Annotated in this window: 26 protein-coding genes; 7 read left to right on the top strand and 19 right to left on the bottom strand. The window is 72.7% G+C overall.

Annotated elements, in window-relative coordinates; all coding sequences use genetic code 11:
- Positions 1 to 67 precede the first annotated feature (67 nt).
- The 4 genes from bcp to D7318_RS17505 all read left to right on the top strand — a co-directional run bounded on the left by bcp (position 68) and on the right by D7318_RS17505 (position 2,701).
- A complete protein-coding gene (gene bcp / locus D7318_RS17490) occupies positions 68 to 538 on the top strand; it encodes a thioredoxin-dependent thiol peroxidase (RefSeq protein ID WP_120698048.1) in 471 nt (156 codons plus the stop codon).
- Between the two features lie 15 nt (positions 539 to 553).
- Complete coding sequence (locus D7318_RS17495) at positions 554 to 1,333, top strand: HAD-IIA family hydrolase (RefSeq protein WP_120698049.1); 780 nt, start codon at positions 554 to 556, stop codon at positions 1,331 to 1,333.
- A 136-nt stretch (positions 1,334 to 1,469) separates the two neighbouring features.
- On the top strand, positions 1,470 to 2,066 hold the full coding sequence (locus D7318_RS17500; protein ID WP_120698050.1) for a hypothetical protein: 597 nt from the start codon (positions 1,470 to 1,472) through the stop codon (positions 2,064 to 2,066).
- Positions 2,060 to 2,701, top strand: coding sequence for a class F sortase (locus D7318_RS17505; RefSeq protein ID WP_329604584.1), 642 nt, complete (start codon positions 2,060 to 2,062; stop codon positions 2,699 to 2,701). Before D7318_RS17500 ends, D7318_RS17505 begins: the two co-directional genes overlap by 7 nt.
- On the opposite strand, the gene rdgB is transcribed toward D7318_RS17505, so the two are convergent.
- The 15 genes from rdgB to clpS form a co-directional block, all read right to left on the bottom strand.
- Positions 2,685 to 3,293: an RdgB/HAM1 family non-canonical purine NTP pyrophosphatase gene (rdgB, locus tag D7318_RS17510; RefSeq protein ID WP_120698051.1), complete on the bottom strand. Its 609-nt coding sequence runs from the start codon at positions 3,291 to 3,293 to the stop codon at positions 2,685 to 2,687. The genes D7318_RS17505 and rdgB overlap by 17 nt on opposite strands.
- 970 nt (positions 3,294 to 4,263) lie before the next feature.
- Complete coding sequence (locus D7318_RS17515; protein WP_120698052.1) at positions 4,264 to 6,396, bottom strand: beta-galactosidase; 2,133 nt, start codon at positions 6,394 to 6,396, stop codon at positions 4,264 to 4,266.
- A gap of 44 nt (positions 6,397 to 6,440) precedes the next feature.
- Complete coding sequence (locus D7318_RS17520; RefSeq protein WP_230423830.1) at positions 6,441 to 7,352, bottom strand: carbohydrate ABC transporter permease; 912 nt, start codon at positions 7,350 to 7,352, stop codon at positions 6,441 to 6,443.
- On the bottom strand, positions 7,349 to 8,299 hold the full coding sequence (locus D7318_RS17525) for a carbohydrate ABC transporter permease (protein ID WP_120698053.1): 951 nt from the start codon (positions 8,297 to 8,299) through the stop codon (positions 7,349 to 7,351). Before D7318_RS17525 ends, D7318_RS17520 begins: the two co-directional genes overlap by 4 nt.
- Before the next feature lie 311 nt (positions 8,300 to 8,610).
- Positions 8,611 to 9,699 carry an extracellular solute-binding protein gene (locus D7318_RS17530; RefSeq protein WP_230423832.1) on the bottom strand — a complete coding sequence of 363 codons (1,089 nt, stop codon included), beginning with the start codon at positions 9,697 to 9,699 and terminating at the stop codon, positions 8,611 to 8,613.
- Positions 9,700 to 9,719: 20 nt separating this feature from the next.
- Positions 9,720 to 10,781 carry a LacI family DNA-binding transcriptional regulator gene (locus D7318_RS17535; RefSeq protein WP_230423834.1) on the bottom strand — a complete coding sequence of 354 codons (1,062 nt, stop codon included), beginning with the start codon at positions 10,779 to 10,781 and terminating at the stop codon, positions 9,720 to 9,722.
- 134 nt (positions 10,782 to 10,915) lie between these two features.
- On the bottom strand, positions 10,916 to 11,644 hold the full coding sequence (gene rph / locus D7318_RS17540) for a ribonuclease PH (protein ID WP_120698055.1): 729 nt from the start codon (positions 11,642 to 11,644) through the stop codon (positions 10,916 to 10,918).
- A 75-nt stretch (positions 11,645 to 11,719) separates the two neighbouring features.
- Entirely contained in the window at positions 11,720 to 12,475 is a 756-nt protein-coding gene (locus D7318_RS17545) for an MBL fold metallo-hydrolase (RefSeq protein WP_120698056.1), read from the bottom strand.
- A 170-nt stretch (positions 12,476 to 12,645) separates the two neighbouring features.
- Positions 12,646 to 13,782 carry a rod shape-determining protein RodA gene (rodA, locus tag D7318_RS17550; protein WP_120698133.1) on the bottom strand — a complete coding sequence of 379 codons (1,137 nt, stop codon included), beginning with the start codon at positions 13,780 to 13,782 and terminating at the stop codon, positions 12,646 to 12,648.
- Between the two features lie 123 nt (positions 13,783 to 13,905).
- Positions 13,906 to 14,856, bottom strand: a complete 951-nt coding sequence (locus D7318_RS17555; protein ID WP_120698057.1) for a PLP-dependent cysteine synthase family protein — start codon at positions 14,854 to 14,856, stop codon at positions 13,906 to 13,908.
- Positions 14,856 to 15,134, bottom strand: a complete 279-nt coding sequence (locus tag D7318_RS17560) for a MoaD family protein (RefSeq protein WP_120698058.1) — start codon at positions 15,132 to 15,134, stop codon at positions 14,856 to 14,858. The genes D7318_RS17555 and D7318_RS17560 overlap by 1 nt, the downstream gene beginning before the upstream one ends.
- 172 nt (positions 15,135 to 15,306) lie before the next feature.
- Positions 15,307 to 15,726: a Mov34/MPN/PAD-1 family protein gene (locus D7318_RS17565; protein WP_120698059.1), complete on the bottom strand. Its 420-nt coding sequence runs from the start codon at positions 15,724 to 15,726 to the stop codon at positions 15,307 to 15,309.
- Positions 15,727 to 15,750: 24 nt separating this feature from the next.
- Positions 15,751 to 17,469: an alanine/glycine:cation symporter family protein gene (locus D7318_RS17575; RefSeq protein ID WP_147437748.1), complete on the bottom strand. Its 1,719-nt coding sequence runs from the start codon at positions 17,467 to 17,469 to the stop codon at positions 15,751 to 15,753.
- A 128-nt stretch (positions 17,470 to 17,597) separates the two neighbouring features.
- Positions 17,598 to 18,215 (bottom strand): DUF2017 domain-containing protein, encoded by a 618-nt coding sequence (locus tag D7318_RS17580; protein ID WP_120698060.1) that lies wholly within the window; start codon positions 18,213 to 18,215, stop codon positions 17,598 to 17,600.
- Positions 18,215 to 18,526 carry an ATP-dependent Clp protease adapter ClpS gene (gene clpS / locus D7318_RS17585; protein ID WP_120698061.1) on the bottom strand — a complete coding sequence of 104 codons (312 nt, stop codon included), beginning with the start codon at positions 18,524 to 18,526 and terminating at the stop codon, positions 18,215 to 18,217. Before clpS ends, D7318_RS17580 begins: the two co-directional genes overlap by 1 nt.
- 200 nt (positions 18,527 to 18,726) lie before the next feature.
- On the opposite strand from clpS, the gene D7318_RS17590 reads away from it, so the two are divergent.
- Both D7318_RS17590 and D7318_RS17595 read left to right on the top strand, forming a co-directional pair.
- Positions 18,727 to 20,040 carry a nicotinate phosphoribosyltransferase gene (locus tag D7318_RS17590; RefSeq protein WP_120698134.1) on the top strand — a complete coding sequence of 438 codons (1,314 nt, stop codon included), beginning with the start codon at positions 18,727 to 18,729 and terminating at the stop codon, positions 20,038 to 20,040.
- A gap of 47 nt (positions 20,041 to 20,087) precedes the next feature.
- The gene (locus tag D7318_RS17595; RefSeq protein WP_120698062.1) at positions 20,088 to 20,675 is read left to right on the top strand and encodes an isochorismatase family protein; all 588 of its coding nucleotides are present in this window, start codon (positions 20,088 to 20,090) and stop codon (positions 20,673 to 20,675) included.
- Positions 20,676 to 20,729: 54 nt separating this feature from the next.
- Here D7318_RS17595 and D7318_RS17600 read toward each other — a convergent pair whose 3' ends face one another.
- Together D7318_RS17600 and D7318_RS17605 are read right to left on the bottom strand one after the other, a co-directional pair.
- The gene (locus D7318_RS17600; protein WP_113685809.1) at positions 20,730 to 21,041 is read right to left on the bottom strand and encodes a hypothetical protein; all 312 of its coding nucleotides are present in this window, start codon (positions 21,039 to 21,041) and stop codon (positions 20,730 to 20,732) included.
- A gap of 132 nt (positions 21,042 to 21,173) precedes the next feature.
- Positions 21,174 to 23,312, bottom strand: coding sequence for an immune inhibitor A domain-containing protein (locus D7318_RS17605; RefSeq protein WP_120698135.1), 2,139 nt, complete (start codon positions 23,310 to 23,312; stop codon positions 21,174 to 21,176).
- A 476-nt stretch (positions 23,313 to 23,788) separates the two neighbouring features.
- On the opposite strand from D7318_RS17605, the gene D7318_RS17610 reads away from it, so the two are divergent.
- Complete coding sequence (locus D7318_RS17610; RefSeq protein WP_120698063.1) at positions 23,789 to 24,052, top strand: hypothetical protein; 264 nt, start codon at positions 23,789 to 23,791, stop codon at positions 24,050 to 24,052.
- An 11-nt stretch (positions 24,053 to 24,063) separates the two neighbouring features.
- On the opposite strand, the gene D7318_RS17615 is transcribed toward D7318_RS17610, so the two are convergent.
- Both D7318_RS17615 and D7318_RS17620 read right to left on the bottom strand, forming a co-directional pair.
- Positions 24,064 to 24,669, bottom strand: a complete 606-nt coding sequence (locus tag D7318_RS17615; protein ID WP_120698064.1) for an RDD family protein — start codon at positions 24,667 to 24,669, stop codon at positions 24,064 to 24,066.
- Between the two features lie 89 nt (positions 24,670 to 24,758).
- Positions 24,759 to 26,390 carry an RDD family protein gene (locus tag D7318_RS17620; RefSeq protein WP_120698065.1) on the bottom strand — a complete coding sequence of 544 codons (1,632 nt, stop codon included), beginning with the start codon at positions 26,388 to 26,390 and terminating at the stop codon, positions 24,759 to 24,761.
- Between the last annotated feature and the right edge of the window lie 74 nt (positions 26,391 to 26,464).

The following is a 26,464-nucleotide window of genomic DNA, read 5'->3' on the forward strand; positions in this document are numbered from 1 at the left end:
ACAGGCCGCCTGTCGGATCCCCCCTTTAGGCTGGGTGGCGCACCACGATCAACGATGAGGAGCCGCCATGAGCGTCCGCTTGCAGCCGGGTGACCCGGCGCCCGCCTTCACCCTGACCGACGCCGACGGCAAGGCGGTCTCGCTGGCGGACCACGCCGGGCGCAAGGTCATCGTGTACTTCTACCCGGCGGCCATGACCCCCGGGTGCACCAAGCAGGCGTGCGACTTCACGGACCGCCTCGACGTGCTCGCCACCGCCGGGTACGAGGTGATCGGCGTCTCCCCCGACTCACCGGAGAAGCTGGCGAAGTTCCGCACCAAGGAGGACCTGCGGGTCACCCTGGCAAGCGACCCCGACAAGAAGGTGCTCGAGGCGTACGGCGCCTACGGCGAGAAGACGATGTACGGGAAGAAGGTCACGGGCGTGATCCGTTCCACGTTCATCGTGGACGAGGAGGGGAAGGTGGCGCAGGCGATGTACAACGTGCGGGCCACCGGGCACGTCGCGAAGCTGATCAGGGATCTGGATCTGGGGTAGAGGGGCGGAGACGACGTGGCAGAGCGCAAGCCGATCGAGTCATGGCTGACCGACATGGACGGGGTCCTCATCCACGAGGGCGTCCCGGTCCCAGGGGCCGACCGCTTCCTGGCACGGCTGCGGGATTCGGGCAAGCCGTTCCTCGTCCTGACGAACAACTCGATCTACACCCGCCGTGACCTCCAGGCCCGGCTGGCGCGGATGGGCCTCGACGTCCCCCTGGAGAGCATCTGGACGTCGGCGCTCGCCACCGCGCAGTTCCTCGACATCCAACGCCCCGGCGGCTCGGCGTATGTCATCGGCGAGGCGGGGCTGACGACGGCGCTGCACGACGTGGGCTATGTGCTCAGCGACGTCACGCCCGACTATGTGGTCCTCGGCGAGACGAGGACCTACAGCTTCGAGGCGCTGACCAAGGCGATCCGGCTGATCAACGCGGGCGCGCGGTTCATCGCGACCAACCCCGACCACACAGGGCCTTCCACCGAGGGCGCGCTGCCCGCGACGGGCTCGGTCGCGGCGTTGATCACCAAGGCCACGGGCCGCGACCCGTACTTCGTGGGCAAGCCCAACCCCCTGATGATGCGCACCGGGCTCAACCTGATCGGCGGGCACTCCGAGACCAGCGCGATGGTCGGCGACCGGATGGACACGGACGTGCTGGCGGGTCTCGAGGCCGGGATGGAGACGTTCCTGGTGCTCACGGGCCTGACGGCGGCGGAGGACATCGACCGCTTCCCGTTCCGGCCCTCGGCCGTGGTGAGCTCGATCGCGGACCTGATCGACAAGATCTGAGGAGGTCCGGGGGTCCGGGGTCCTAGGGGTCCGGGCGGGGGGTCGCGCGCCCCGTTCGGGCCAGCGGCGAGGCGTAGCGGATGCGGGGAGCGGGCACGCGGGAGACCTTCGACGGGTAACGACCCGGGAGGTGCCCATGAAGCGTTCGCCGCTGACCCGTTGGTGCGCGGTCGCCGCGCTGGTCGTCATCGCGGGGGCGGGCCAGGCCGCCGCCCTCGACGGGCCGTCGCCGTCGGAGGAGCCGCTGGGCGCGGGCGCGCCAGGGGTGCGCCTCACCCCGGCCTCCGCGCGCCCTGGGGACGAGGTGGAGCTGCGCGTCACCGGCTGCCTCGGCGGCTCGGGCACGGCGCTCTCGACGGCGTTCGTGGCCGAGGCGCGGCTCGCGCCGGGACCGGCGCCAGGCTCTGGCGGGGAGTTGTTCGCGGAGGCGCGCGTGGACTCGGGGGCGCGGCCAGGCGAGCACCCGATCGACGTGGACTGCACGACCCGTGAGGGGAAGGTCACCGGCACGCTCGTCGTCTCCGAGCACGAGGGCGGCGAGCACGGCAAGCCCGAGCCCGCGCACCCCACGGGCCCGGTGCGGGCCGGGGGCGGCGGCGCGGCGGGCGACGGGCGCGAGGACGGCTGGTCGGGCGGTGACGTCGGAACGGCCGGGCTGACGCTGTTCTCGGGCGCGCTCGCGGGCGGCGCGCTGCTCGCGGTCCGTCGGCTGCACATCCGGTCGAAGTGCTGACGGCGGGCGAGCCCCGCTCCTCCCGCCGCGGCCGCCTGGTCGCGCTGCTGGTCTGGACGCTGCTGCTGCTCGCCCTGTGGCTGTGGGGCCGCGAGCTGACCGAGAGCGGCCTGGCGCGCCCGGTGTTCGGGGACGCGCCCGCGGCCGCCGCGGGCGCGCTGCCGCTGGGCGGTGACCCGGCGCCCACGGCGGTGGAGATCGCCGACATCGGCCTGCGCGCGGACATCGTGCCGCGCGGGCTCGACGACGAGGGGGGCGTGGCGGCGCCGCCGTTCTCGTCGCCCGAGCTGGTCGGCTGGTGGGAGGGCGGCCCGACGCCGGGCGCCGAGGGCGCGGCGGTGCTGGTGGGGCACGTCGACACCGAACGCGAGCCCGCCGTCTTCCACGCGCTCGAGAGCGTCGAGCCGGGCGCGGAGGTCCTGGTGGCGCGCGCGGACGGGAGCGTGGCGGAATTCACGGTGGGCGCCGTGGAGTTGGTGGAACGCGCGGCGTTCGACGCGGAGCGGGTCTACGGCCCGCGCCGCACCGGGGCCGCGGAGCTGCGGCTGATCACATGCGGCGGGACGTTCGACCCGGAGAGCAGCGGCTACTCCGCGAACGTCGTCGTCTCCGCGTACCTCACGGGGCGGGCGTGAGCAGCGCGCCCACGAGGGGCGCGAGGGCGCGGAAGGCGAGGCCGCGGTGGCTGATGGCGTTCTTCTCCTCGGGCGTCAGCTCGGCGCACGTGCGGGTGTCGCCCTCGGGCTGGAGGATCGGGTCGTACCCGAACCCCCCGCTCCCCGCGGGCACATGGCGCAGCGTGCCGCGCAGCCGCCCCTCGGTGACGCGCTCGGTCCCGTCGGGCAGGGCGAGCGCGGCGGCGCACGCGAAGTGCGCGCCGCGGTGCGCGTCGGGGACGTCGGCGAGCTGGGCGAGGAGCAGCCCGAGGTTGGCGGCGTCGTCGCCGTGGGCCCCGGCCCAGCGCGCGGAGAAGATCCCCGGCGCCCCGCCGAGCACGTCGACGCACAGCCCCGAGTCGTCGGCGACGGCGGGCAGCCCGGTGGCGCGCGCGAGGGCGTGCGCCTTGAGCAGCGCGTTCTCCGCGAAGGTGACGCCGGTCTCCTTGACGTCCCCGACCTCGGGAAACTCCCCCGCCCCCACCAACTCGGCCCCCACCCCGGCCTCGGAGAGGATGACCCGCAGCTCGGAGATCTTGTGCGCGTTGCGCGTGGCGAGAACGAGACGCATCCCACCATTATCCCCCCCACGGGGTGCGCTCCGCGCGGGCAAGCAGCCGGACCCGCCAGGTGGCGAGCATCGCCGCGGCCGGGCCGCGGGTGATGGCACCCGCCCCCGCATGGGGTGCGCTCCGCGCGGGATGCGCTCCGCGCGGGCAAGCAGCCGGAAGCCGCCACGTGGCGAAGTGCGCTCCACGCGGGGAAACAGCCCGACCCCGCCACGTGGTGAGCATCCCTGCGGCAAAGTGCGCTCCACGCGGGGAAACGGCCCGACCGCACCACGTGGTGAGCATCGCCGCGGCAAAGTGCGCTCCGCGCGGGGTGCCACGCGCCCACGGGGCGAACCGGGCGGGTGGGCGGGGAAGTTCCCATGCCCACAGCCCGGCCACGCGAACGGCGAGGCCACGCAGCGCAGCCGCTCCCCCGCAGGGCAACCGGCGCGGAGCGCACGCCGCCCACGCGCCGGGCAACGCGACCGCCGCAGACCCGCGGGCGCCGACCACGACCTTCGCCGCCCGGCGGCAAAGCCCGCACCACCCCGCGCGCGAAGCGCGCCCCGCAGGGCAAACCCGGGCAGGTGGGCACTGCCGCCGGACCACACAGCGCCGCCGCTTCCCCGCACGGAACGCCCCCGCAGGGCAACCGGCGCGGAGCGCACCCGTGTTCGGCACCCACCGCCGCCGACCGCCCAGGTCACAGCCGCACCACCCCGCCGCCTCCCCGCGCGGAGCGCACCCCGCAACGCCGCCCGCAGGGCACGCCGCCCGCAGGGCACGCCGCCCGCAGGGCACGCCGCCCGCAGGGCACGCCGCCCGCAGGGCACGCCGCCCGCAGGGCACGCCGCCCGCAGGGCACGCCGCCCGCAGGGCACGCCGCCCGCAGGGCGAACGGGGCGGGTGGGCGGGGGAGTTCCCGCGGCCGCAACCCGGCTGCCGCCAGACCGCACCACCCCGCCGCTCCCCGCGCGGAGCGCACCCCGCTCAGGTCACAGCCGCACCACCCCGCCGCTCCCCCGCGCGGAGCGCATCCCTCAGCACCCGCACATCCCACGGACCGAGTTCCAGCTCGCTCTCCGCCGGGAGCGGCGCCCCCGTCAGTGCGTCGCGGCACGGGGTCGGGAGGCGGAACGTGCTCGGCAGCCACGACCAGTTGTGCAGGAAGCGCACCCGCGCGCCGTTCGGGGCCGTGGCCGCCGTGACCGTCTGGGAGTCGGCCGCCGGGCGCCAGCCCTCCTCCTCGCGCGGCGGCGCGCACCACGCCAGGACCGCCGCGGCCAGCGCCTGGTCAGGGACCGTGCCCACATACGTCACCCGCCCCGCCCCGTGCGCCCGCGTGGTCACCGCGGGCCAGCGGCAGAAGTGCGGGTGCTCGTAGAGCGCGAGGACCTCGCCGTCGGCCACCGTCAGGCCGTCCACCCAGCGCGTGCCACGCGCCCCCCCGGGCAGCCGCAGCGGCGAGGCGTCGGGCGCGAGCACGGGCAGCGGGTCGGACAGCGTCGAGAACTCGTCGTACCACACGCCCGCCGCCTCGGTCAGGAACGCGGGCTTGGTCTCCTGGCGCGCCCGCACCTCCTCGTCGCCGTAGCCGGTGCGGATGCCGAGCAGCAGGTGGCCGCCCGCCGCCGCGTACCGTTCGAGCCAGCGCAGCTCGTCCTCCGCGGCGACGAGGAGCCCCGCCGCGACCAGCAGCGGCCGCTCGGCCGCGACCTCAGCCGGGTCGCGCCCGAACAGCTGCGACGGGTGAACGATCCGCGTCTGGAGCCCCGCGTCGAACGCGCCGCGGTAGAACGCGTCGAACACCGCGTGGTACGCGCGCCGGTCGGGGCCACCGTCGGGACCGTGCAGCATGGGCGCGTGCTCCAGGGCCCACTTGGTGTCGGCCGAGTACAGCATCGTCACGTCCGCGTCCGGCTCGAGACCGGCGACCAGCTCGCCCGCCTTCTCGAACTCGGCGCCCAGCGCGGCCAGTTCGCGGTAGACCCGGCCAGGGGCCCCGCTGTGCGGCAGGATGCCGCCCCAGTAGGTCTCGGTGCCGTGGTGCAGCGTGTGCCAGTGCCAGTACTCGATCATGCGGGCGCCGCGCGACACCAGCGCCCAGGCGGCCTGCCGCCACTGCCCGTCGTACGCGGGCTCGTTGATCCACGCGGGCCCGATGGCCTGCGCGTCGGTCTCGGTGACCAGGAAGGGCTCCTGCCGCGACGCGAACATGCGGTCGGCCGCCGCGTAGAGCGCCCATGTCCCGGTGGACGCCCAACTGTCGCTCGTCGGCTCCGTGCTGGGCAGCGCCAGGCCGTCCTGCATGCGGTAGTACGGGTTGCCCGCGGTCACGTCGAGGCGCGCGGTGAGGTGGTCGTCGCGCACCGTGGGGCGCGAGTAGGCGATGCATGTGGTGACGAACTGGTCCTCGCGCGCGTACTCGCGCACCACGTCCGCCTGCCAGCCGATGAAGTCGCTCGTCAGCCCGGCCTGGAAGCGGCGCCACGCGAGGTCGTACTGCGGCTGCCCGTTGGCGTCGGGCGTCCACAGGTCGGCCCACGTGGACAGGCGGTGCGACCAGTAGGTCAGCCCCCAGCGCTCGTTGATCTCGTCGACGGAGCCGTAGACGCGGCGCAGCTGGTCGACGAAGCGCTGGAAGACGGCGCGGTTGTGGAAGATCTCGATGCCGGGCTCGTTGTCGACCTGGTACCCGATGACGGCCGGGTGGTCGGCGTAGTGGGCGACGATCCGGCGGATGACGCGCTCGGCGTGGAAGAGGAACGCCGGGTGCGTGAAGTCCATCTCCTGCCTGATGCCCCAGCCCATGGGCTGGCCGGTGCGGCGCTCGGCGTTGATCTCGGGGTGCAGGCGGGCCAGCCACGGGGGGACGGCGTAGGTGGGGGTGCCCAGGATGACGGAGATGCCGCGCTCGTGGGCGCCGTCGAGCACCGGGCGCAGCCACTCGAGCGCGAAGACGCCGTCCTCTGGCTCCCAGGTGGACCACACGGACTCGCCGACGCGGATGACGCTGAAACGCGCCTCCCGCATCAGGTCGAGGTCCTTCTCCAGCCTCGGGCTCGGCTGGTACTCGTGGTAGTAGGCCGCGCCGAACAGGACCCGGCCGGGCAGCGTGGGCATGCTTCTCCCTTGCGTTGACGGATGGTGCGGAGGGTGCGGAGAACTCAGCCCTTGACCGCGCCGGTGGAGAGCCCTTCGAGCAGCTGTTTGCGCAGCAGCAGGAAGACCAGGATCGTCGGCACGGAGGCGAGGACGGCGCCGGGGAGGACCAGGTCGAACGAACGGTTCTCGGCCTTGAAGAGGATGTTGAGGCCGAGCGGAATGGTGTAGCGGTCGGTTTCCGAGATGAGGACGAGCGGCCAAAGGAAGCTGTTGTAGCTGTGCAGGAACTGCCACACGGCGAGCGCGCCGAGCGGCGGCCGCAGCAGCGGGAGAACGACGCGGAGGAAAATGCCGAATTCGGTGGCTCCGTCGATTCTCGCGGCCTCGAGGATCTCGTCGGGAATCGACTGGACGATGTACTGCTGCATCATGAAGATGCCGAAGGCGGGCGCCACCCAGGGCACGATGAGGGCGAACCAGGGATTGGACAGGCCCGACTTCACGACCAGCACGAAGAGCGGCACGAGAATGACCGCGAACGGCACGGAGAGCGAGCTGAACATCACCGAGAAGAGGATTCGCTTTCCCGCGAAGCGGTATTTGGCGAACGCGAATCCGGCGAGCGCGCACACGAACACCGCGATGACGGTGGCGAGCAGCGCGGTGACCACGCTGATGGCGAACCAGTTCCAGAAGGGCTCGCCGTTCAGCAGATTGCGGAAGTTCTCCAGGGTGGCCGGGCTCGGAATGAGGTTGGGCGGGTATTCGAAGATGTCGGCGCGCGGCTTGAACGAGGCGCTGAGCGCCCACACCATCGGCGCGACGAACGCGAGCAGCAGCACGGTGAGCGTCGCGTAGAGCGCGATCCGCCCCGGCACGCTGCCGTTCCGCCGCGGGCCGCCCGGCGGGGCCGCCCCGGCCTTCTTCGGGGTCCGCCGCACGGTCCGGGCGGGAGTGGGGGTCGCCGCGGTCAAGAGGTCCTCCCGATGGAGAGCAGCCGGTTCAGGATCTGGCTGACCCCGAAGACGATGACGAACAGCACGAGCCCCGCGGCGGCGGCGTACCCGAACTGCTGGCGGTCGAACGCCGCGCGGTAGACGAACATCGCCACGGACAGCGTCTCCTCGCCGGGACCGCCGCCGGTGATCAGGAAGGGCTCGTCGAACAGCTGGGCCGCGCCGATGAACGACGTGACCACGACGAACGCCGTCACCGGGCGGATGCCGGGCAGCGTGACGGCCGTGAAGGTGCGGAAGACGCCCGCGCCGTCCAGCTCGGCGGCCTCGTAGCGCTCCTTGGGCACGGCCTGGAGCGCGGCGAGGAAGAAGATCGTGAGATAGCCGACCCAGCGCCACAGCAGCACGAACCCCACGGACAGCCTGGCCAGCGTGGGGTCGCCGAGCCAGTCGGTGTTCCCGGCGCCGAACAGCGCCCGCAGCAGGGCGTTGACCAGGCCGTTGTTGCGGTCGAGCAGCAGGCTGTAGACGAGGGCGATGACGATGGGCGAGAGCACCATCGGGATGAAGAACGTGACCCGGAAGAGGTCGCGGGCGCGCAGCCCCTTGGTGTTGAGCGCCTGGGCGATCAGCAGCGCCGCGGGGACCACGACGAGGACGCTGATCAGCACGTAGATCAGGGAGTTGCCCAGCGCCTTGTGGAAGCTGGTGTCGCGGGCGAGGTTGGCGAAGTTGTCGAATCCGATGAACTCGGGGGTGCCGAGGCCGACCCACTCGGTCATCGAGAGATAGATCCCGGCCCCGATCGGAATGATCATGAACAGGCCGTACAGGACGTAGAACGGCGCGATGAAGAGGTACGGCGCGAGCTGCCGCTGCTTCCTTCCGGCGCCCCGGGGGCCGTCGGGCCTTTTCCCTGGCCCGCCGTCGGGCCTTCCGTGGGGTGGAGCCTGGAGTGCGGTCATCGGTGACGGCTCCTTACGAACGGGACGCGCGGGTCTGGCCGTGGAAGTCCTCGGTGGCGCCGCTCAGCGCCTCACGCGGGCTGAGGTCGCCGCGGTAGGCGCGCAGCAGATAGCCGCTGAGGACGGTGTCGAGGATCGGCTTGTCCGCGCTGAGGTGGACGGCGGGCGCCTCGTCGATGACGTCGCGGTACACCTCGAACATGCGCTGGCCGCCGCAGAACTCGTCCTCGACGGCGAGCAGTTCCTCGTTCTCGTACAGCGAGCGCCTGGTGGGCAGGTAGCCCAGGTCCAGATAGCGGCGCACCTGCTCGTCAGGGGTGAGGTAGGCGGTCCTGATCAGCTCGACGCCGGCGAGGGTGTTCTCCTTGCCGCGCAGCGCGGCGAAGCCGGTGCCGCCGGTGAACGACGCGCGTGAGCCGCCGCCCTCGAAGCCCGGCAGCGCCCGGATGCGCCACTCGCCCGCCTGGTCGGGCGCGTTGGGCATCAGGCCGTAGACCTTGTACCAGGTCGCGGCGTACTGGCCGATGAGCTGGCCCGAGGTGAACGCCGCGGCCGTGCCGGGCCCGAACGGGTCGGGGATGGTGGCCAGATAGCCCTCCTGGACGCCCCTGACCAGGAACGCCAGCACCTCCTCCGCCTCGGGCGTCTCGATCGAGAGGGGTGCCGTCCTCCTGGAAAAGCCGTCCGCCGCGCTGCATCAGCAGCTGGTCGAAGCTCTGGACGACCTGGCCCAGCTCGCTGCCCACGCACGCCGCGCCGACGCACACGTCGTGGCGGCGGCGCACGCGCAGCGCGGCCTCGGCCAGCTCCTCCCAGCTGCCCGCGTCGGTGGGCAGCCCGACCCGTTCGAACTCGGTCTCGCGGTAGTAGTAGACGACCAGCGGGGCGTCGGAGTCGAGCGCGTACAGGTGGCCGTCCTGGCTGAACGGCGCGGTGCGCACGGTGAGCAGGTCGTCCTCGGCGTCGGTCACGTACGACTCGAGCGGCTCCAGGATCTCGGCGGCCAGGTCGCCGCGGAGCAGCCGCGGGAACGCGCCGATCTCGAGGCCCACCACGTCGGGGGTGCCGCGGCCCGCGATGGTCTGGGCGATGGTCTTGGTGACGATGTCGGCGGCGCCGGTGCGGGTGGCGTCGAGCTCCCATGCGAAGGGGCCGCCGCCCGTGGCCGCCGCGGTGTCGGCCGCGGCCTGGAAGAAGTCGACATACGCCTGGTCGTGGGTCCAGAACGCCAGCCTGACCCGGCCCGAGGTGACCGGCTCGGCGTCGGCGCGCCCGGCGCAGCCGCTGAGCGCGCCGCCGAACACGGCGGCCGCGCCCAGGCCGCCGCCGAGGCGCAGCAGGCGGCGCCGGGAGAGGGCGGCGCCCGGTATCGGGGGGAGGGAGGGGGGTGGTGGGGTCATGGTCGTCCCTCGCTTGCCTTTCAGGTGGAGCGGGGCGGGGTGCTCGGCGGCGGTGCGGTGCTCGCGCGGGCGACGAGCTCGGTCGGGGTCCGCGCGTCGGGGGCGGGTGTTCCCTCGCCGGTGATGGCGGGGATCAGCCGCCGGATGGCCCGCCGTGCCGTCTCGGCGAAGTCCTGGCGGATGGTGGAGAGGGGCACGGACAGATAGGCGGCCTCCGGGATGTCGTCGAAGCCGACGACGCTGATGTCGTCCGGCACGCGCCGCCCCGACCGCTCGATGGCGTGGATGGCGCCCACGGCCATCTGGTCGTTGGCCGCGAAGAGCGCGGTGAACGCGAACGGGCCCGTGCGGCCGAGGAGTTCGCGGGCGGCGTGGTAGCCGGACGCGGGGCTCCAGTCGCCGTGCGCGGGCGGCGGCTCGTCCGCGCCCGCGGCGCGCAGGGCGGAGCGCCAGCCGCGCAGCCGGTGGCCCGACGAGGCCCAGGCGAGGGGGCCCGCGATGTGGTGAACGGTGCGGTGGCCCAGGCTCAGCAGGTACTCGGTGGCCTGGGCGGCGCCGCCGATGTCGTCGTTGCCGACGGTGATCCGGCGCCGTTCGACGCTCTGCGGAGCCGCGTCGGGGCCCTGGTCCTCGGGGCAGCGCAGCACGAGGACGGGCAGCGACGCCGGGACAAGGGCCGCGGGGTCGACGGGCCCGCAGGGGGCGCACACCGCGATGGCGTCCACGCCCTGGCTGACCAGGTGCGCGACGGCGCGCGCCGCCTCGTCGCCGTCCTGCTCGTCGGCGTGCACGACGCTGACGAAGTACCCGGCGGCGCGCGCCGCGTGCTCGAGGTCGCGCAGCACCGATGCGGGGCCGAAGTAGGACGTGCGCGCGGTGACGATGCCGATGCGCCGCGAGCGTCGGGTGACCAGGGCGCGCGCCGACTCGTTGGGGAGGAAGCCGAGCCGTTCGATCTCGCGCAGCACGCGCCGCCTGACGGCGGGGCTGACGTGCGGTTCGCCGTTGACGACGCGGGAGACGGTCTTCTGCGAGACCCCCGCGCTCCTGGCGACGTCCGCCATCGAGACCCGACCCGTCACTACCAGCTCCCTTGCCAGCACGGCCGGCTGACTACGCAGTCAGCCGGAGTGCGGACACGCTAAGGAGCCGCTTCCGCGGGAGTCAAGGGGTGTGTTCGAGATCGTGTGACGCGTCCGGGATACCGGACGCCGGTTCAGCCTTCGCCGAGCGCCTCGCGCTGGGCCGCGGCCAGCCGCCCACAGCCCGCGACGCCGAGGTCGAGCAGCGCGTCGAGCTCCGCCCGGTCGAACGGCTGCCCCTCCGCCGTACCCTGCACCTCGACGAAGCGCCCGTCCCCCGTGCACACGACGTTCATGTCGGTCTCGGCGCGCACGTCCTCCTCGTAGGCGAGGTCGAGCAGCGGAACGCCCGCCACGATCCCGACGCTCACCGCGGAGACCGTGCCGGTCAGCGGCTGGGCCTTGGCCTTGATCAGCTTCTGCCGCCGCCCCCACGCGACGGCGTCGGCCAGCGCGACGAACGCCCCCGTGATCGCCGCCGTCCTGGTGCCGCCGTCGGCCTGGAGGACGTCGCAGTCGAGCACGACGGTGTTCTCGCCAAGGGCCTTGAAGTCGATCACCGCGCGCAGCGACCTGCCGATCAGCCGGGAGATCTCATGGGTGCGGCCGCCGATCCTGCCGCGGACCGACTCGCGGTCGCCGCGGGTGTTGGTCGCCCGGGGCAGCATCGCGTACTCGCCGGTCACCCAGCCCTCGCCACCGCCGCGCCGCCAGCGGGGCACGCCCTCGGTGACGCTGGCCGTGCACAGCACCCGGGTGTCGCCGAAGGACACCAGGACCGAGCCCTCCGCGTGCTTGCTCCAGCCGCGTTCGATCGTGACGGGACGGAGCTGGTCGGCCGCGCGGCCGTCGATGCGTGACATGGGGGCGAGCCTAACCCGTTCGCCCCACGCGCCCGCCCGCCCTCCCGCGTTCACCGGTCGGACGTCGTACACCGGTCAGACGTCGTACACCGCGCCGGGGCGGGCGAGTTCGACGGGGCCGCCGAAGACGGCCTTGGCGTCGCAGAGGTTGACCTGGGCGTCCGTCCACGGCGGGATGTGCGTCAGCACGAGCCGCTCGGCCGACGCGTCGCGCGCGCACTCCCCGGCCTGCCGCCCGTTGAGGTGCACATCGGCGATGTCCTCCTTGCCGTGGGTGAACGACGCCTCGCACAGGAAGAGGTCCGCGTCCTTGGCCAGCACGGTCAACGCGTCGCACCTGCCGGTGTCCCCCGAGTAGCTCAGCACGCGCCCCGCGTGCTCCACCCGGAAGCCGAACGTCTCGACCGGGTGCGTCATCCGCAGCGCCGTCAGCCGCAGCGGGCCCACCTCGTACGTCGCGCCCGACGCCAGCGTGCGGAAGTCGAAGACCTCGCGCATCGAGTCGTCGGACGGGGTGTCGTGGTAGGCCGTGATCAGCCGCTGCTCGGTCCCCGATGGCCCGTAGACGGGGATCGGCTCACAGCGCCCGCCCTCGAAGCGGTAGTAACGGGCCACGAAATAGCCGCACATGTCGATGCAGTGGTCCGCGTGCAGGTGGCTGATGGCGATCGCGTCGACGTCGTACAGGCCGCAGTACTTCTGTAGCTCGCCCAGGGCGCCATTGCCCAGGTCCAGGAGCAGTCGGTAGCCCTCGGCCTCGATGAGGTAGCTGGAACAGGCCGAGTCCGCGGACGGGAAAGACCCCGAGCAGCCGACGACGGTGAGCTTCATGGAACGGGGAACCTCCGTAGTGGGGTTCGAACGACTCTAAGTCGCAACGGCCCGCCATGCTCCTTGTGCGGCCCGGGGTGTGGGCGGAATCACCAGGGCGGGGGACGGTCGCCCACGGGCCGCTCACCTGCCCTGCTCGGTCCCGCGCGATGGCGTTCGATCATGGTCGGTCACATTCGGCTGCGTGACCGAACACGAATCGCAAGCAGCAGTCCAACGGCGATCCAGGTGGCAAACATCGCGGAACCGCCATAGGACAGGAACGGCAGCGGAAGCCCCGTGACCGGCATGATCCCCAGCGCCATCCCCATGTTCTGGAACGACTGGAACGCGAGCCACGCCACGATCCCCGCCGCCACGAGCGTCCCGTACAGATCGGGCGCGTGCGCGGCGATCCGGCAGCCGCGCCACAGCACGATCCCGATCAGCACGATCACGGACCCGGCGCCCGCGAAGCCCAGCTCCTCCCCCACCACGGTGTAGATGAAGTCGGTGTGCTGCTCGGGCACGAACTGCCCCGCCGTCTGGCTGCCGTGGAAGAGCCCCTGACCCGTCAGCCCTCCCGAACCGATCGCGATCCGCGCCTGGTTGGTGTTGTAGCCCACCCCCGAGGGGTCGAGCGCGGGATTGGCGAACGCCGCGAACCGGTTGATCTGGTACTCGTCGAGCAGCCCCAGCTGCCACACGGCCAACGCCCCCACCACGCCGAGCCCGAGCAGGCCCAGGATCCAGCGCCGCCCGGTGCCCGAGACCAGCAGCGCGCCAAGCGCGATCGCGGCGATCACCATCGTCTGCCCCACATCGGGCGTGAGCATGATCAGCACGGCGGGGATCGCGACCAGCAGGAGCGACTGGAGCACCGAGCGGGTGTCGGGGGTGTCCCGGCCCTCGCTCTCCATGGGCGCGGAGAGCAGCGTCGCGAGGCCCAGGATCACCCCGACCTTGACCAGCTCGGACGGCTGGAACACGAAGCCGCCCGGCAGCTGGATCCAGCTGCGCGAGCCGTTGATCGAGGAGCCGAGCGGGGTGAGCACCGCGAGCGAGAGCACGACGGAGACCGCGTACAGGACGGGCACCGCGGTGCGCAGCCTGGTGTGGCCGAGCCACACCATGAGGGCGGCGAGTCCGAGGCCGATCGAGATGTTGAGGACATGACGGACCAGGAAGAAGCCGGGCTCGCCGTTGTTGAGATCGGTCCGCGCCTTGGTCGCCGAGTACACCAGCAGGGTGCCGAGGACGGAGAGGCTCACCGCCGCCCCGAGCAGCGCCCAGTCAAGACGCCGCGCCAGGGAGTCCCTGGCGGTCATCCTGGTCCAGACGGTCTGCTCGGCGGCAGGCCGGGCGCGGGAGTAGCTGGGAACGATCACGCCGAGGACTCTACGTGCCCGGCATGCCACACACCGTGAGTCGGGCGGCGGTGTGCCCCGGCGTCACGCCCAGAGCTGGCCGTGCAGCCGGGCCACGGCCTCCTCGGTGCTGTCCGCGGTGTAGATGCCGGTGGACAGGTACTTCCAGCCGCCGTCCGCGACGACGAAGACGATGTCCGCGTCCTCGCCCGCCCTGAGCGCCTTGCGGCCCACGCCGATCGCGGCGTGCAGCGCGGCGCCCGTGGAGACCCCGGCGAAGATGCCCTCCTGAGCGAGGAGTTCGCGGGTGCGGACGACCGCGTCGGTCGAGCCGACGGAGAAGCGCGAGGTCAGCACGGACTCGTCGTACAGCTCGGGGACGAAGCCCTCGTCCAGGTTCCGCAGGCCGTAGACCAGGTCGTCGTAGCGCGGCTCGGCGGCGACGACCTGGATGCCGGGGCGGTGCTCGCGCAGGTAACGGCCCACGCCCATGAGCGTGCCGGTGGTGCCGAGGCCCGCGACGAAGTGGGTGATCGAAGGCAGGTCGGCCAGGATCTCGGGGCCCGTGGTGGCGTAGTGGGCGCCCGCGTTGTGGGGGTTGCCGTACTGGTAGAGCATCACCCAGTCGGGGTGCTCGGCGGCCAGCTCCTTGGCGACGCGGACCGCCGTGTTGGAACCCCCGGCCGCGGGTGAGGAGATGATCTCCGCGCCCCACATGGCCAGCAGCTCGCGCCGCTCGGACGAGGTGTTCTCGGGCATGACGCACACGATGCGGTAGCCCTTGAGGCGGGCGGCCATCGCCAGGGAGATCCCGGTGTTCCCCGACGTGGGCTCGAGGATCGTGCAGCCGGGCGTGAGGCGGCCGTCCTTCTCCGCCTGCTCGATCATGAACAACGCGGGACGGTCCTTGACCGAACCCGTTGGATTCCGGTCCTCCAGCTTGGCCCAGACGCGCACCGACTCGGCGGGCGACAGCCGGGGCAGCCGCACCAGCGGCGTGTTGCCGACCGCCGCGAGCGGTGAGTCGAACCGCATCAGCCAGCGCCCCCGGCGACCGCGGGCAGGATGGTGACGCTGTCGCCGTCGGCGAGCTTGGTCGCGATGCCCTCGAGGAAGCGGACGTCCTCGTCGTTCAGGTAGACGTTGACGAAGCGCCGCAGCTCCTCGCCGTCCACCAGCCGGTCCTTGATGCCCGGATACCGGGCGTCCAGGTCCCCGAACAGCTCGGCGATCGTCTCGCCGCCGCCCTGCACGGCCTTCTCGCCACCGGTGTAGCTGCGGAGGATGGTCGGGATGCGGACCTCGATGGCCATCAAAGCTCCAGGGATCTTGTCTGCGGGTCTGCGGGTCTGCGGGTCTGCCAAGCGTGCCGAGGGTGCCGGGTGGCCGACCGCGGAGCGGTCACGCCGTGGGGAACCAGGAAGTCATCGTAACGATTCCCGGTGAACGGCCCCGGGTTCCGCCCATCATCCGGACCCGGCCGTCTCATGGCACGAATCTGACCTCCTCCTCGGTGATCTCGCCCGCCACGATGCGGAAGGAGCGGAACGACACGGGCCCTTCGCCGTTGCCCGACTCGGCGGTGGAGACCAGGACATAGTGCGCGTTCGGCTCGTTCGCGTAGGAGACGTCGGTGCGCGAGGGGTAGGCCTCGGTGGCGGTGTGCGAGTGGTAGATGACCACCGGCTCCTCGTCGCGCGCGTCCATCTCCTTGTAGAGCCGCAGCAGATCGCCCGAGTCGAACTCGTAGAACGTCGGCGAGCGCGCCGCGTTGAGCATGGGGATGAACCGCTCGGGCCGGTCGCTGCCCGCGGGGCCCGCGATCACGCCGCACGCCTCGTCCGGGTGGTCGGCTCGGGCGTGCGCGACGATCTGGTCGCGCAGGGCGTTCGAAAGGGTCAGCATGCGGCCCAGCGTAAGCCGGGCCGCTCAGTTGGCCACGGGGAGGCCGTCCGCGGGCCCGTCCTCCTCGTCGGACCGGTCGGCCCTGTCGGACAGGTCGGCCCTGTCGGCCCTGTCGGCCCTGTCGGCCCTGTCGGCGAAGTCGGGGACGGCGTCGGGGGCGTGGGGCGCGCGCGGCGCCTCGAGCACGACCGGGGGGACCGCGGCAAGCCGCTCGTCCGCCTCGATCGCGGCGTCGGACTCCCCCGCGTCGCGGCGCCGCACATACTCGATGACGCGGCCCAACTCCCGCTTGACCAGCGGCGCGAGCAGATAGAGCCCGACGATGTTGCAGACCGCGGCGGAGAACAGGAACGCGTCGGCGAGCTCGACCAGCGTGCCGAGCGACAGCAGCGCGCCCGCCATGATCATGAAGCAGAACAGCACCTTGTACGCGGTCTCGCTCCCCTTGGCCCCGCCGAAGAGGTGGGCCCACGCCTTCTGTCCGTAGTAGCCCCACGTGATGATCGTGGCGAAGGCGAAGAGGAAGACCGCGATCGTCAGCACCGCGGGGAACCACGGCAGCGCGGTCTCGAACGCGTCCGACGTGATCGAGATGCCGACCGTTCCGCCGTCCACGCCCTCGCCCGAGGCCGCGGCCTCCCGCGCCTCGCGGTAGAGCGGGCCGCCCGCCACCACGATCGTGAGCGCGGTCATGGTGCAGATGACGACCGTGTCGAGGAACGGCTCGAGCAGCGCCACCAGGCCCTCCGTCGCGGGCCGCTTGGTGCGCACCGCGGAGTGCGCGATGGGCGCGGAGCCGACGCCCGCCTCGTTGGAGAACGCCGCCCGCTGGAAGCCCATGACCAGCGCGCCGACCACGCCGCCCGCGACCCCCTCGGGGCGGAACGCCTCGGTGACGATGGTGACCAGCGCGTCGGGGACCTCGTGGACGTTGAACGCGATCACCACCAGGCACGCGCTCACGTAGAGCACCGCCATCGCGGGCACCAGGCGGCTGGTGACCCGGCCGATCGCGCGGATGCCGCCGAGCAGCACGGCCGCGGCGAGCACGGCGACGATCGCGCCGAACAGCAGCGCGCCGCCCGAGCCGGCGAAGAAGTCGGTGTGGTCGCGGGTGGCGGTGGCCAGCTGCTCGAGGCTCTGGTTGACCTGGAAGAAGTTCCCGCCGAAGAACGCGAAGAAGAGGATCATCACCGAGGCGAGCACCGAGAGGACCGCGCCGAGGCGTGGCAGCCCTCGCTCGGCGAGGCCGCGGCGCAGATAGTGCATCGGGCCGCCGGAGACCCGGCCCCGCTCGTCGATCTCGCGGTAGCGGACGCCCAGGGTGCACTCGACGAACTTGGACGCCATGCCGAGCAGGCCGCACACGATCATCCAGAACGTCGCGCCCGGGCCGCCGAGGGAGACGGCGATGGCGACGCCCGCGATGTTCCCGAGCCCGACCGTTCCCGCGACGGCCGAGGTCAGCGCCTGGAAGTGGCTGACCTCCCCCGGCGCGTCCGGCTGCTCGTACCTGCCGCGCACCAGGCGCAGGGCGAGCCCGAAGTGCCGGAGCTGGACGAAGCCGAAGTAGAGCGTGAAGGCGAGCCCGGCCACCACGAGCCAGCCCACGATGAGCGGTATGTCACCGCCGAGGATCGTGACCTCATGGAAAACGACGTCGGAGAGGACGTCGCTGACCGGCTCGAAGACGTTGTTGACCGCTTCGTCGATCCGATCGGTCCAGGACCCTTCGCTCGCCATACCGTCGCCCTTGGCCGCAGGGACAGGATGCCAAGAGAGGTACCACCGATCGTGGTATTGATCACATGATCTGCTGAGTTATCACCCTTTGGGGGGAACGCGGCGCCGGGGCGCACGGCGAGCGCGGCTCAGGGCATCAGCGTCTCGACGAGGGACTCCTGGAGCCCGCCCAGCCAGAAGAACGCCATCACCAGCGGCTTCTTCGGGTCGCTCTCCGGCAGCTCGAACAGCCGCTCGGAGCCCTCGTCGTCCCTGACGTCGAGGCGCGTCCCGATGGCGAGGCGCAGATCGTTGAGCGCGCCGAGCCACTGCCGCGCCTCCTCGGCCTTGAGCGTCAGCACCGCGCCGCTCTCGCCCGCCGCCTTCGCCTCCGAGGCGATCGAGTCGAGGGAGCGGACGAGCGCGAGCAGGTCCTCGCGCTTGCGCGTGCGCAGGTCGCTCTCGGTGAACCGGCGGAACTCCGCCGACAGGCGCGTGCTCTCGTCGTCCTCGGGCCGCCCCGGCTCGCCGTAGGCGTCGGGGAAGAGCCGGGCCAGCGCGGGATCGCTCGGCGGCTCGGTCGGCCCCTCGACGAACAGCGCGCTCAGCGGATCGACCTCGCCCGGGTCACCCTCGGCGGCGTGATCGATCCCGATCAGCTCGATCAGCTGGGTGGCCAGGCTGCGAAGGATCGAGATCTCGACATGGTCAAGAGCGATCGCCGCGCCCCCGTCGCCGCCGCTCAGCGGCTCGAAGTACCCGGCCATCAGCGCTCCTTCCGGAGCGTCGCCCACAGGCCGTACCCATGCATCGCCTGCACGTCCCGCTCCATCTCCTCTCGGCTCCCCCTCGACACGACCGCCCGCCCCTTGTGATGCACGTCGAGCATGAGCTTCTTGGCCTTCTCCTTGGAGTAGCCGAAGTAGCTCTGGAAGACGTATGTCACATAACTCATGAGGTTCACCGGGTCGTTGTGCACGATCGTGATCCAGGGGACATCGGGGACGGGGTCCACCGCCCGGGCCTCGTCGGATTCCGTGCGCTCGATCTCCACGGGCATCGCACTCACCCGGTCCATGCTGCCACCTACCCCACCCCCTGGCCCAAACGGCCCGGCGGGAGGGGGTGAGCGGGGCCACGCCGACCGGATATCGTCAATCTGACGAGATTGAGGGTAGGCTGGGATCCATGGACGGTAGCGAACGTGTGGACACCAGGGCGGACATGAGCGCGGACGCCGACGCGGGCATCGGCGGCGAGGCGTGGACCGGGCCGCGGATGACGGTGCCCTCGACCGCGCTCTTCACGGACCAGTACGAGCTGACCATGCTCCAGGCGGCGCTGCGCTCGGGGACGGCACACCGCAGATCGGTGTTCGAGGTCTTCACCCGGCGGCTGCCCGAGGGCCGCAGATACGGCGTCGTGGCGGGCACGGGCCGGGTACTCGACGCGGTGGAGAACTTCAGGTTCGAGCCCGCGATCCTCGACTTCCTGCGCGAGGGGGGGATCGTGGACGCCCCGACGCTCGACTGGCTCGCCGACTACCGCTTCACCGGCGACATCAGGGGCTACCCCGAGGGCGAGGTCTACTTCCCCGGCTCCCCTGTGCTCGCGGTCGAGGGCAGCTTCGCCGAGTGCGTGCTGCTCGAGACGGTGGTCCTGTCGATCCTCAACCACGACTCGGCGGTCGCCGCGGCCGCCTCCCGCATGGCGGTGGCCGCCGCGGGCCGCCCGCTCATGGAGATGGGCGCCCGCCGCACCCACGAGCTGGGCGCGGTCGCCGCGTCGCGTGCGGCGTTCGTCGGTGGCTTCTCCTCCACGTCGGTGCTCGCGGCCGGGTTCAGGTACGGCATCCCCACCGTGGGCACGAGCGCGCACGCCTTCACGCTGCTGCACGACTCCGAGCGTGAGGCGTTCACCGCGCAGGTCGAGTCGCTCGGCGCGGGAACGACCCTGCTGGTCGACACCTACGACGTCGAGGAGGCCGTGCGCGTCGCGGTCGAGGTCGCGGGGCCAGGGCTCGGCGCGGTCCGCATCGACTCGGGCGACCTGCTGGTCGCCGCCCACCGGGTGCGCGGGCAGCTGGACGACCTGGGCGCGCGCGACGCGCGGATCGTGGTCACCAGCGACCTCGACGAGTACGCCATCGCGTCGCTCGCCGCCGCCCCGGTGGACGCCTACGGCGTGGGCACCCAGCTGGTCACCGGCAGCGGGCACCCGACGGCCTCGATGGTCTACAAGCTGGTGGCGCGCGCCGCGGGCGACGAGCCCGACGCGCCGCTGATCCCGGTGGCCAAGAGGTCCACGGGCGGCAAGCTGTCGATCGGCGGCGCCAAGTGGGCCGCCCGCGCCGTGGACGCGCACGGCGTCGCGGACGCGGAGGTCGTCGGCACCGGGCCCGTTCCCGACGAGCTGGCCGACCGGCTGCTCCAGGTCGAGCTGATGCGCGGCGGCAAGGCCGTGGCCAGGGAGCCGCTCGAGGCCGCGCGCGACCGGCACGTGGCGGCGCGCGAGGCGCTGCCGCTCTCGGCGTCCCAGCTGTCGAAGGGCGAGCCGGTCCTGCCGACGCGCTACACGGACGCCCCAGCCTGACTACTGTCGATCGCAAAGGGCCGTGGCCCGTTGAGAAAGGTGACCTCATGCACCGTGCGCTGATCGTCGTCGACGTGCAGAACGACTTCTGCGAGGGAGGCAGCCTGGCCGTCGCGGGGGGCGCGGATGTCGCCGCCGCCATCACGGATGTGATCGGCGCGGCCACGCCCGTGTACCGACATGTGGTGGCCACGCGCGATCACCACATCGCACCGGGTGATCACTTCTCGGCACATCCCGACTTCCTCCACTCATGGCCGCCGCACTGCGTCGCGGGCACGGAGGGCGTCGGCTTCCACCCGAGCTTCGCCCCGGCCGTCACCTCGGGCGCCGTGGACGCGTGCTTCGACAAGGGCGCCTACGCGGCCGCCTACAGCGGCTTCGAGGGCGTCGACGAGTCGGGGACGCCCCTGGGCGACTGGCTGCGGGCCCGCGAGGTGACCGCGGTGGACGTGGTCGGGATCGCGACGGACTTCTGTGTGAAGGCCACCGCCCTCGACGCGGCCCGCGCGGGCTTCGACACGCGCGTCCTGCTGAGTCTGACGGCGGGCGTGGCCCGCCCGACGGTGGACACCGCGCTCGAGCAGCTGCGGCAGGCGGACATCACCCTGACCGGCACCCCGGCCGTCGCCTGAGCCCCGCCCGCCCGCGGGGGCTCGGCGGGCCCCCGGCGGGCCCCCGGCGAGCCCTCAGGAGACCCGGCCGCGCAGCAGATGGGTCATCGGGTGCCAGCTCTCGGTCGGGATCGCGGGCGTGGGGCGCCACACCACGCCCTCGGGGTGGTGCAGCACGGCCGAGACCTCGTCGGGCGTGGGCGGGGCGCCGTTGCCCCTGAGGTAGAACGGACGCAGCCCGAGGTTCCGCAGGCGGGTCAGCGCGCGCTGCCGCGTCGCGGCGTGGACCAGCACCCGGACGGCCGACGAAGGCGCCCCGGGGCGGGGCAGCGCGAGCGCCACGACGACGCTCCCGTCCGGCAGCTGGACAAAGCCTCCGTCGGCCATGGGTCACCCTCTCCTCGGCTCGCTCCGTGCGCGAAAGCTGACCAGGCCATCCTTACGCGAACGGCCGCCGCCCGTCGAGGGGCGGCGGCCGATCACTGCGTTGACCTGCGCTTTCCTAACGCGGGGCGGGGATCACCGCTGGCTCGCGCCCACCCGGACCCGCAGGGGCTCGGACGCGTCGCCCGGCTGCCTGATGATCGTGATCCTGGTGTTGGTGTCCGGGACCTGAACACTGTTCCCGGGGTTCGCCTCGTCCCAGTACGTGCCCGTGCGGTCGTCGAAGAACGACGCGCCGCGCTGCGAAGGCAGCGTCGTCGGCTCGCCGTTCAGGTGCACGGTCAGCTCCTGGGTGCGCGCCCGGCTGAAGGTCGCGTCCCGCGTCTGGAGGCGGTTGCGCATGACCGTGCCGTCCGCCCAGTACTCGGCCGACGCGTGGGCGTCGACCGGCAGGATCAGGCCCTCGCCCGGGTGCTGGCTGGTGTTGTTGTTCAGCTGTGAGGTGTCCCACAGCCACACCAGGAGGCCGTTCTGGTACGGGAAGTGCTCGACCCAGTCGGGACGCTCCGTGAGGTCGCCGAAGTTGTACGGGCCGGTCTCCAGCGTCTCGTCGTACCCGACGTACTGCCGGTTCTCCACCACGTAGTACTGCGCGTAGTCGTCCGTCACCGAGGCGCCCACGACGGAGAAGCCGTCGGTGGTCCAGTCGCCCTCGCCCTCCTCGGCGCCGTCGGAGAACACCGGCTCGCCGTCGGCGGTGACCGTGATCGCGTCGGCCGTGAAGCCGGTCAGCGCGAGCGAGCCGTCCGTCTGGTAGCGGAACCGCAGGTCGACGGGGGCGCCCGCGTACGCGTCGAGCGGGAACGACAGGGCCACGTCGCCGCCCGACTCACCGGTCAGCGTGGGCCGGTCGGCGCCGTCGCGCGGCAGGGCCTCGCCGTCCGCCGTGCCGTCGATGGCCGTCCAGGTCTCCCCGCCGTCCGCCGACGCCTCGACGTAGAGGTAGTCGTAGTCCTCCTCGATCGACCACCAGCCCGTGAGGTCGAGCGACGCCTCCGACGCGCCGGTCAGGTCGACCGTGCGGGCCAGGGTGTTGCTCAGGTCGTCGCCCGAGCCGCTCCACCACTGGGCCTCGCCCTCGGCGGGCGGGTGGATGTCGGTGGTGACGGTCTTCTCGGGCAGCTCGACGATCAGCGCCTGGGCCTCGTCGCGTTCCTCGCCCTCGGGGTAGGTGAGGGCGGAGGGGCCGAGGTCGTGCTGGGAACGCGTGGCCGCCTGCGCGGTCTCGTAATCCAGCCAGCCCAGTTGCAGCTTCTCCCAGGGGCCCATGTCGTTGGGCAGGCCGCCGATCGAGCCGTCGCCGCGGCCGAGCCACGAGCCGGACGACATCGCCGACCAGAAGCCGGTGCCGTTCTCGCCGCCCTGCGTGTCGTACAGGTCGGGCAGGCCGAGGTCGTGGGCGAACTCGTGGGCGAACACGCCGACTCCGCCGTTCTCCGGCTGGATCGTGTAGTCGCCCACCCACAGGCCCGTGTCGGCGATCTGGGTGCCGCCCGCCGGGTTGAACTCGGGGCCCGTGCTGCCCACCCGGTCCGCGAACGCGTACCAGCGGTGCGCCCAGATCGCGTCCTCGCCCTGCGCGCCGCCGCCGGCCGACTCGTCCTCGCCGGCGTGGACTATCTGGAAGTGGTCCAGGTAGCCGTCGGGCTCGTTGAAGTCGCCGTCGCCGTCGTAGTCGTAACGGTCCTGCGTGTCGTACCGCGCCAGCCGCTCGCGCAGCTCCTCGGGCGTGGCCCCGGCGGCGAGCTGCTGCTCGTACCAGGCGTTGACGCCGTCGGTGACGATCTCCCAGACGGACTCGCAGACGTTGGAGCCACAGGCGTTGTTGCCGTACCTGGCCTCGTTGTAGTCCACGAGCACCCAGTCGGTGACCTCGCCGTCGACGGTGTAACGCCCCGACGACTGGCTCTCGAAGTACTGCTTGACGGAGGGGACCTCGGGGTCCTCCGAGTAGTAGATGTCCTCGTAGTACTGCCGGTCGAAGTCCTCCTGCCAGATGGTGGTGTTGTCATCGGAACGGTCGGGCTCGGCGATCTCGTTGACCCGGGGGCCCGGGTCGCCGCCGAAGTCCGGGTGGGTCTCGTCGCCGAACTCGACCAGCACGGTGAAGATCTGGTCCGTGCCCGTGGTGGCCACCTCGACGAACTCGCCGTCGCTCAGCTCCACGACCTCGGAGTCGGCCCGCGTGCGGGCGCTCGCCGTGCCGCTGAGCAACTCCTGCTGCGCCTGCTGCTTCTGCGCCTCACGCTTCTCGGCCAGCGGGTTCTCGAGGTGCGGCCCGGCCGCGAACGCCCTGGCGTCGCGCGGCCCTTCGACCGACTCGGCCGGGGGCTGGGCCGAGGCCGTGCCCACCGGAATGAGCACCGCCGCCCCCAGGGCGACGACTGCCGTCGCGGCGGCGGTGGTGGCCGATCTCCTCGATCGTTTACCTGTATTCACGTGTTGCCTGTCCTCCCCTGCGCACGCAGTGATGTGACGGGACGCATTTGACATGAGTAGAACAGAAAAAGACAGACCTTGTCTCAACACCCCGGTACGGATAGCGTCTTGTCCGCTCTGCCGGGCGATGATTCCGTGCGCCCCCTGTGCTCCCGTCCGCCGGTCGAGGCCAGGCTTACGCTCTCGCGCTCCCGGGCATTCACGGCCCGTAGAACCGTTCGAGAGCACCCCTTCCGAGGACGGACACCGACATGCCGCACCCGACCCCCGTGCAGATCGCCTACGGTTCGGCCACGGTCATCTCCATCACCCTTGTCTCGCTGTTCGTGGTCGATGAGCCCTCGGTCCCCGCGACCGCGGCGATCGCCGTGGTGGCGCTGCTGATCGGGGCGTTCACCGCGCTCGCCCCGTGGCGCAGGCCCGCGGCGCGGCGCCCCGCCGTCGCGGTCACCGCGAGCGCCACGCGGGCCGAGCCGGCCCCCGCGGCGGCCCCGCGCCCGAGCGTGCGGGCCTGACCGGGCACGCGTCAGGCGGCGGAGACGACCACGGTCCCCGCCGCCTTGTCGTGGAGGCACTGCCGGTAGGGGCGATCCCATGTGCAGGTGAGCACGTTGACCAGCCAGAAGATGAAGCCGATGCACGGCAGCAGCTGCGGCAGGGAGTAGACCGCCGCGCGGTACCAGGCCGGATTCCCGTGCGGCACCGCGCCGTTGTCCAGCATGGCGACACGGATGCGCATCAGCATCTTGCCCACGGTCTGGCCGCGGGCGCTCAGCATGAGGCCCTCGTAGAGGAAGTAGACCAGCAGCACGATGGCCTGCTGGCCGTAGGCGGCGCCGCCGTCGTCGTTGCCGTTGTAGGCGCCCATCAGGGGCCAGAGGGCGAACGTCACCGGGATGCCGACGATCAGCGCGTCGATGATGCGGGCGAGCAGGCGGCGGCCGAGGGAGGCCAACGACGGCATCCCGGCCAGCGGATCCTTCGCGCCCGCGGGGCCGCCGAAGGGGCTCTCGCCGAAGGCGCCGCCCAGGTCGGTGTTCCCCGCGCGGGGCGCCTTCGGCAGGCCCTGCTCCTCGGGAGGGGCGGGGCCCGGCTCGTCGCCGGGCCCTGGCCGCGGCTGATCGTTGCTCATGATCGCCAGTCAAGCCCGCCGGGGCGCACCCCGCATCCCGGCGGCGACGATCGGGGGGCGCGTACCGCCGACCGGGTCGGCGGGGGCGCTCAGCTCGACCGCGGCTGCTGGCCCTCGGCCCTGAACTCACCCACGAACGTCTGTGCGGCCTTGTCGTGCCACGCCTGGCGCCACGGCCTGTCCCTCGCGCCCATGATGAGGCTGACGATCCCGACGACGAACACCGCGAGGACGTTGTACAGCAGCCAGCGCAGCAGCGCAGCGCCGAACCCCGGCTTCTCCTGGCTGCCGACGTCGAGCACGCGGAGCTTGACGATCGCCTTGCCGAGCGTGGTGCCCCACAGCGCGACCGGCAGCGCCTCGAGCAGGAGGCTCACGCCGAGGAACACCCCGAGCACCAGGGCGAGATAGCCGCCCGTCGTGCCGTCGATCAGCCAGATCGTCTCGGTGACCCCGGCCCGCTCGGCCGCGTCCACCTGGTCCTGGATGTGGTCCCTGGCGTCGCCCACCAGCGGGGCGGCGATCACCGCGGCGGCGGCGCCCGGCAGGAGCGAGTCCACGACGCGGGCCACGAGCCGCTTGCCGAGCTTCGCCGGATACGCCTGCCGCGTGTCGAAGCGGCGCACCATCGTCAGGGCGTCGCCCTGGTGCGACTGGAGGAACGGCGACTGCTGCGGGGCGGGCTGGCCGCCCTGCTGCGGATAGCCGTAGCCGCCGCCCGAAGGCCCCGGCTGCTGGCCGCCCTGCTGCTGGGGGTAGCCGTAGCCACCAGCCGCGGGGCCCTGCTGCGGCGGATATCCATAGCCGGGCGCGGGCTGCGGCTGGGCCGCCTGAGGCTGCGGCTGCTGCGGCGGCGCGGCCTGTTGGGGCGCGGCCTGCGGGAGCGCGGCCTGCGGCGGCGCGGCCGCCTGCTGCGGGGGCGCCGACTGCTGGGGCGGGACGGGCGGTTGACCGATGGCGGGCGGCAGCGGCTGCGCCTGCTGGGGCGGCGCCGACTGCCCGCCCTGCGCCGCGGGCGGCGCCTGCGGCGAGCCCCCGGGCGGGGACTGCTGCGCGAGGTCGCGCACCTGACGCTCCCACGACCCGCCCGCGGCGATGTCCGCGCGGCGCAGCGTGGTCGTCTGCTCCTTGGGGTCCTCGGCGGGCGGCTCCGGCCGCCGCGCCGGGGTCTCCGAGCCCTCGGACGGGGTCCTGCGGAACTGCCCGCGGGGATCGACGCCGCGGCCCGCGGCCACCACGGGCGACGTGCTGACGTCCTCGTCGGAGCCCCAGGTCACCCGCTGCTCGCCGCGCCCGCCCTGCTGCGGGCCCGCGTCACCGCCCCAGGGGCCGCCCTGCCGCTGCCCCGATGGCTCGACCTCGCCGCGCCGCCGCGGCTCGGGCAGCGCGCTGCCCGCCGACGGCGGCGGATCGTCCGCGGCCTGGGAAGGGCCCGACGCCCCTCCCGAGGGCGAGGACGAGGACGACGCGGGCGCCGACGGCGGGTCCTCGTCGAAGAAGAACGGCTGCGTCTCGCCCTCGCGCGCCGCCGGAACGGGCCTGCCCGTCGCGGCGGGTGGCGCGGGCGCCGCCCCTCCGGACGGGGGCGAGGGCACGGGCTCGCCCTCCCGCGGCTCGGGCCGGCTGCTGCCGGGCACCCAGGAGGTGCCGTTCCAGTACCGGATGTAGCCGGGAATGGACGGGTCCGGGTACCAGTTGGGCCCTGCGGGTGGGGAGCTCATGGGGGCCGAATCTCCTCGTCCGTGCAGTCCTTCGAGTCTCTTGCCGGGTAAGCATGGTACGTCGCCGCGCGGGC

Origin of the sequence: Streptomyces radicis (genome assembly GCF_003626575.1) — a bacterium.
Lineage (GTDB): Bacteria > Actinomycetota > Actinomycetes > Streptomycetales > Streptomycetaceae > Streptomyces > Streptomyces radicis.

Excerpts from the sequence above, each read along its gene's own strand:
- D7318_RS17615 (WP_120698064.1), bottom strand. The coding sequence starts at position 24,669 with ATGAGCAACGATCAGCCGCGGCCAGGGCCCGGCGACGAGCCGGGCCCC.
- rdgB (WP_120698051.1), bottom strand. The coding sequence starts at position 3,293 with ATGCGTCTCGTTCTCGCCACGCGCAACGCGCACAAGATCTCCGAGCTG.
- clpS (WP_120698061.1), bottom strand. The coding sequence starts at position 18,526 with ATGGACCGGGTGAGTGCGATGCCCGTGGAGATCGAGCGCACGGAATCC.
- D7318_RS17515 (WP_120698052.1), bottom strand. The coding sequence starts at position 6,396 with ATGCCCACGCTGCCCGGCCGGGTCCTGTTCGGCGCGGCCTACTACCAC.
- D7318_RS17620 (WP_120698065.1), bottom strand. The coding sequence starts at position 26,390 with ATGAGCTCCCCACCCGCAGGGCCCAACTGGTACCCGGACCCGTCCATT.
- D7318_RS17610 (WP_120698063.1), top strand. The coding sequence starts at position 23,789 with ATGCCGCACCCGACCCCCGTGCAGATCGCCTACGGTTCGGCCACGGTC.
- D7318_RS17530 (WP_230423832.1), bottom strand. The coding sequence starts at position 9,699 with ATGACCCCACCACCCCCCTCCCTCCCCCCGATACCGGGCGCCGCCCTC.
- D7318_RS17545 (WP_120698056.1), bottom strand. The coding sequence starts at position 12,475 with ATGAAGCTCACCGTCGTCGGCTGCTCGGGGTCTTTCCCGTCCGCGGAC.
- D7318_RS17575 (WP_147437748.1), bottom strand. The coding sequence starts at position 17,469 with ATGGCGAGCGAAGGGTCCTGGACCGATCGGATCGACGAAGCGGTCAAC.
- D7318_RS17565 (WP_120698059.1), bottom strand. The coding sequence starts at position 15,726 with ATGCTGACCCTTTCGAACGCCCTGCGCGACCAGATCGTCGCGCACGCC.
- D7318_RS17580 (WP_120698060.1), bottom strand. The coding sequence starts at position 18,215 with ATGGCCGGGTACTTCGAGCCGCTGAGCGGCGGCGACGGGGGCGCGGCG.
- D7318_RS17600 (WP_113685809.1), bottom strand. The coding sequence starts at position 21,041 with ATGGCCGACGGAGGCTTTGTCCAGCTGCCGGACGGGAGCGTCGTCGTG.
- D7318_RS17525 (WP_120698053.1), bottom strand. The coding sequence starts at position 8,299 with ATGACCGCACTCCAGGCTCCACCCCACGGAAGGCCCGACGGCGGGCCA.
- rph (WP_120698055.1), bottom strand. The coding sequence starts at position 11,644 with ATGTCACGCATCGACGGCCGCGCGGCCGACCAGCTCCGTCCCGTCACG.
- bcp (WP_120698048.1), top strand. The coding sequence starts at position 68 with ATGAGCGTCCGCTTGCAGCCGGGTGACCCGGCGCCCGCCTTCACCCTG.
- D7318_RS17560 (WP_120698058.1), bottom strand. The coding sequence starts at position 15,134 with ATGGCCATCGAGGTCCGCATCCCGACCATCCTCCGCAGCTACACCGGT.
- D7318_RS17555 (WP_120698057.1), bottom strand. The coding sequence starts at position 14,856 with ATGCGGTTCGACTCACCGCTCGCGGCGGTCGGCAACACGCCGCTGGTG.
- rodA (WP_120698133.1), bottom strand. The coding sequence starts at position 13,782 with ATGACCGCCAGGGACTCCCTGGCGCGGCGTCTTGACTGGGCGCTGCTC.
- D7318_RS17500 (WP_120698050.1), top strand. The coding sequence starts at position 1,470 with ATGAAGCGTTCGCCGCTGACCCGTTGGTGCGCGGTCGCCGCGCTGGTC.
- D7318_RS17595 (WP_120698062.1), top strand. The coding sequence starts at position 20,088 with ATGCACCGTGCGCTGATCGTCGTCGACGTGCAGAACGACTTCTGCGAG.
- D7318_RS17590 (WP_120698134.1), top strand. The coding sequence starts at position 18,727 with ATGACGGTGCCCTCGACCGCGCTCTTCACGGACCAGTACGAGCTGACC.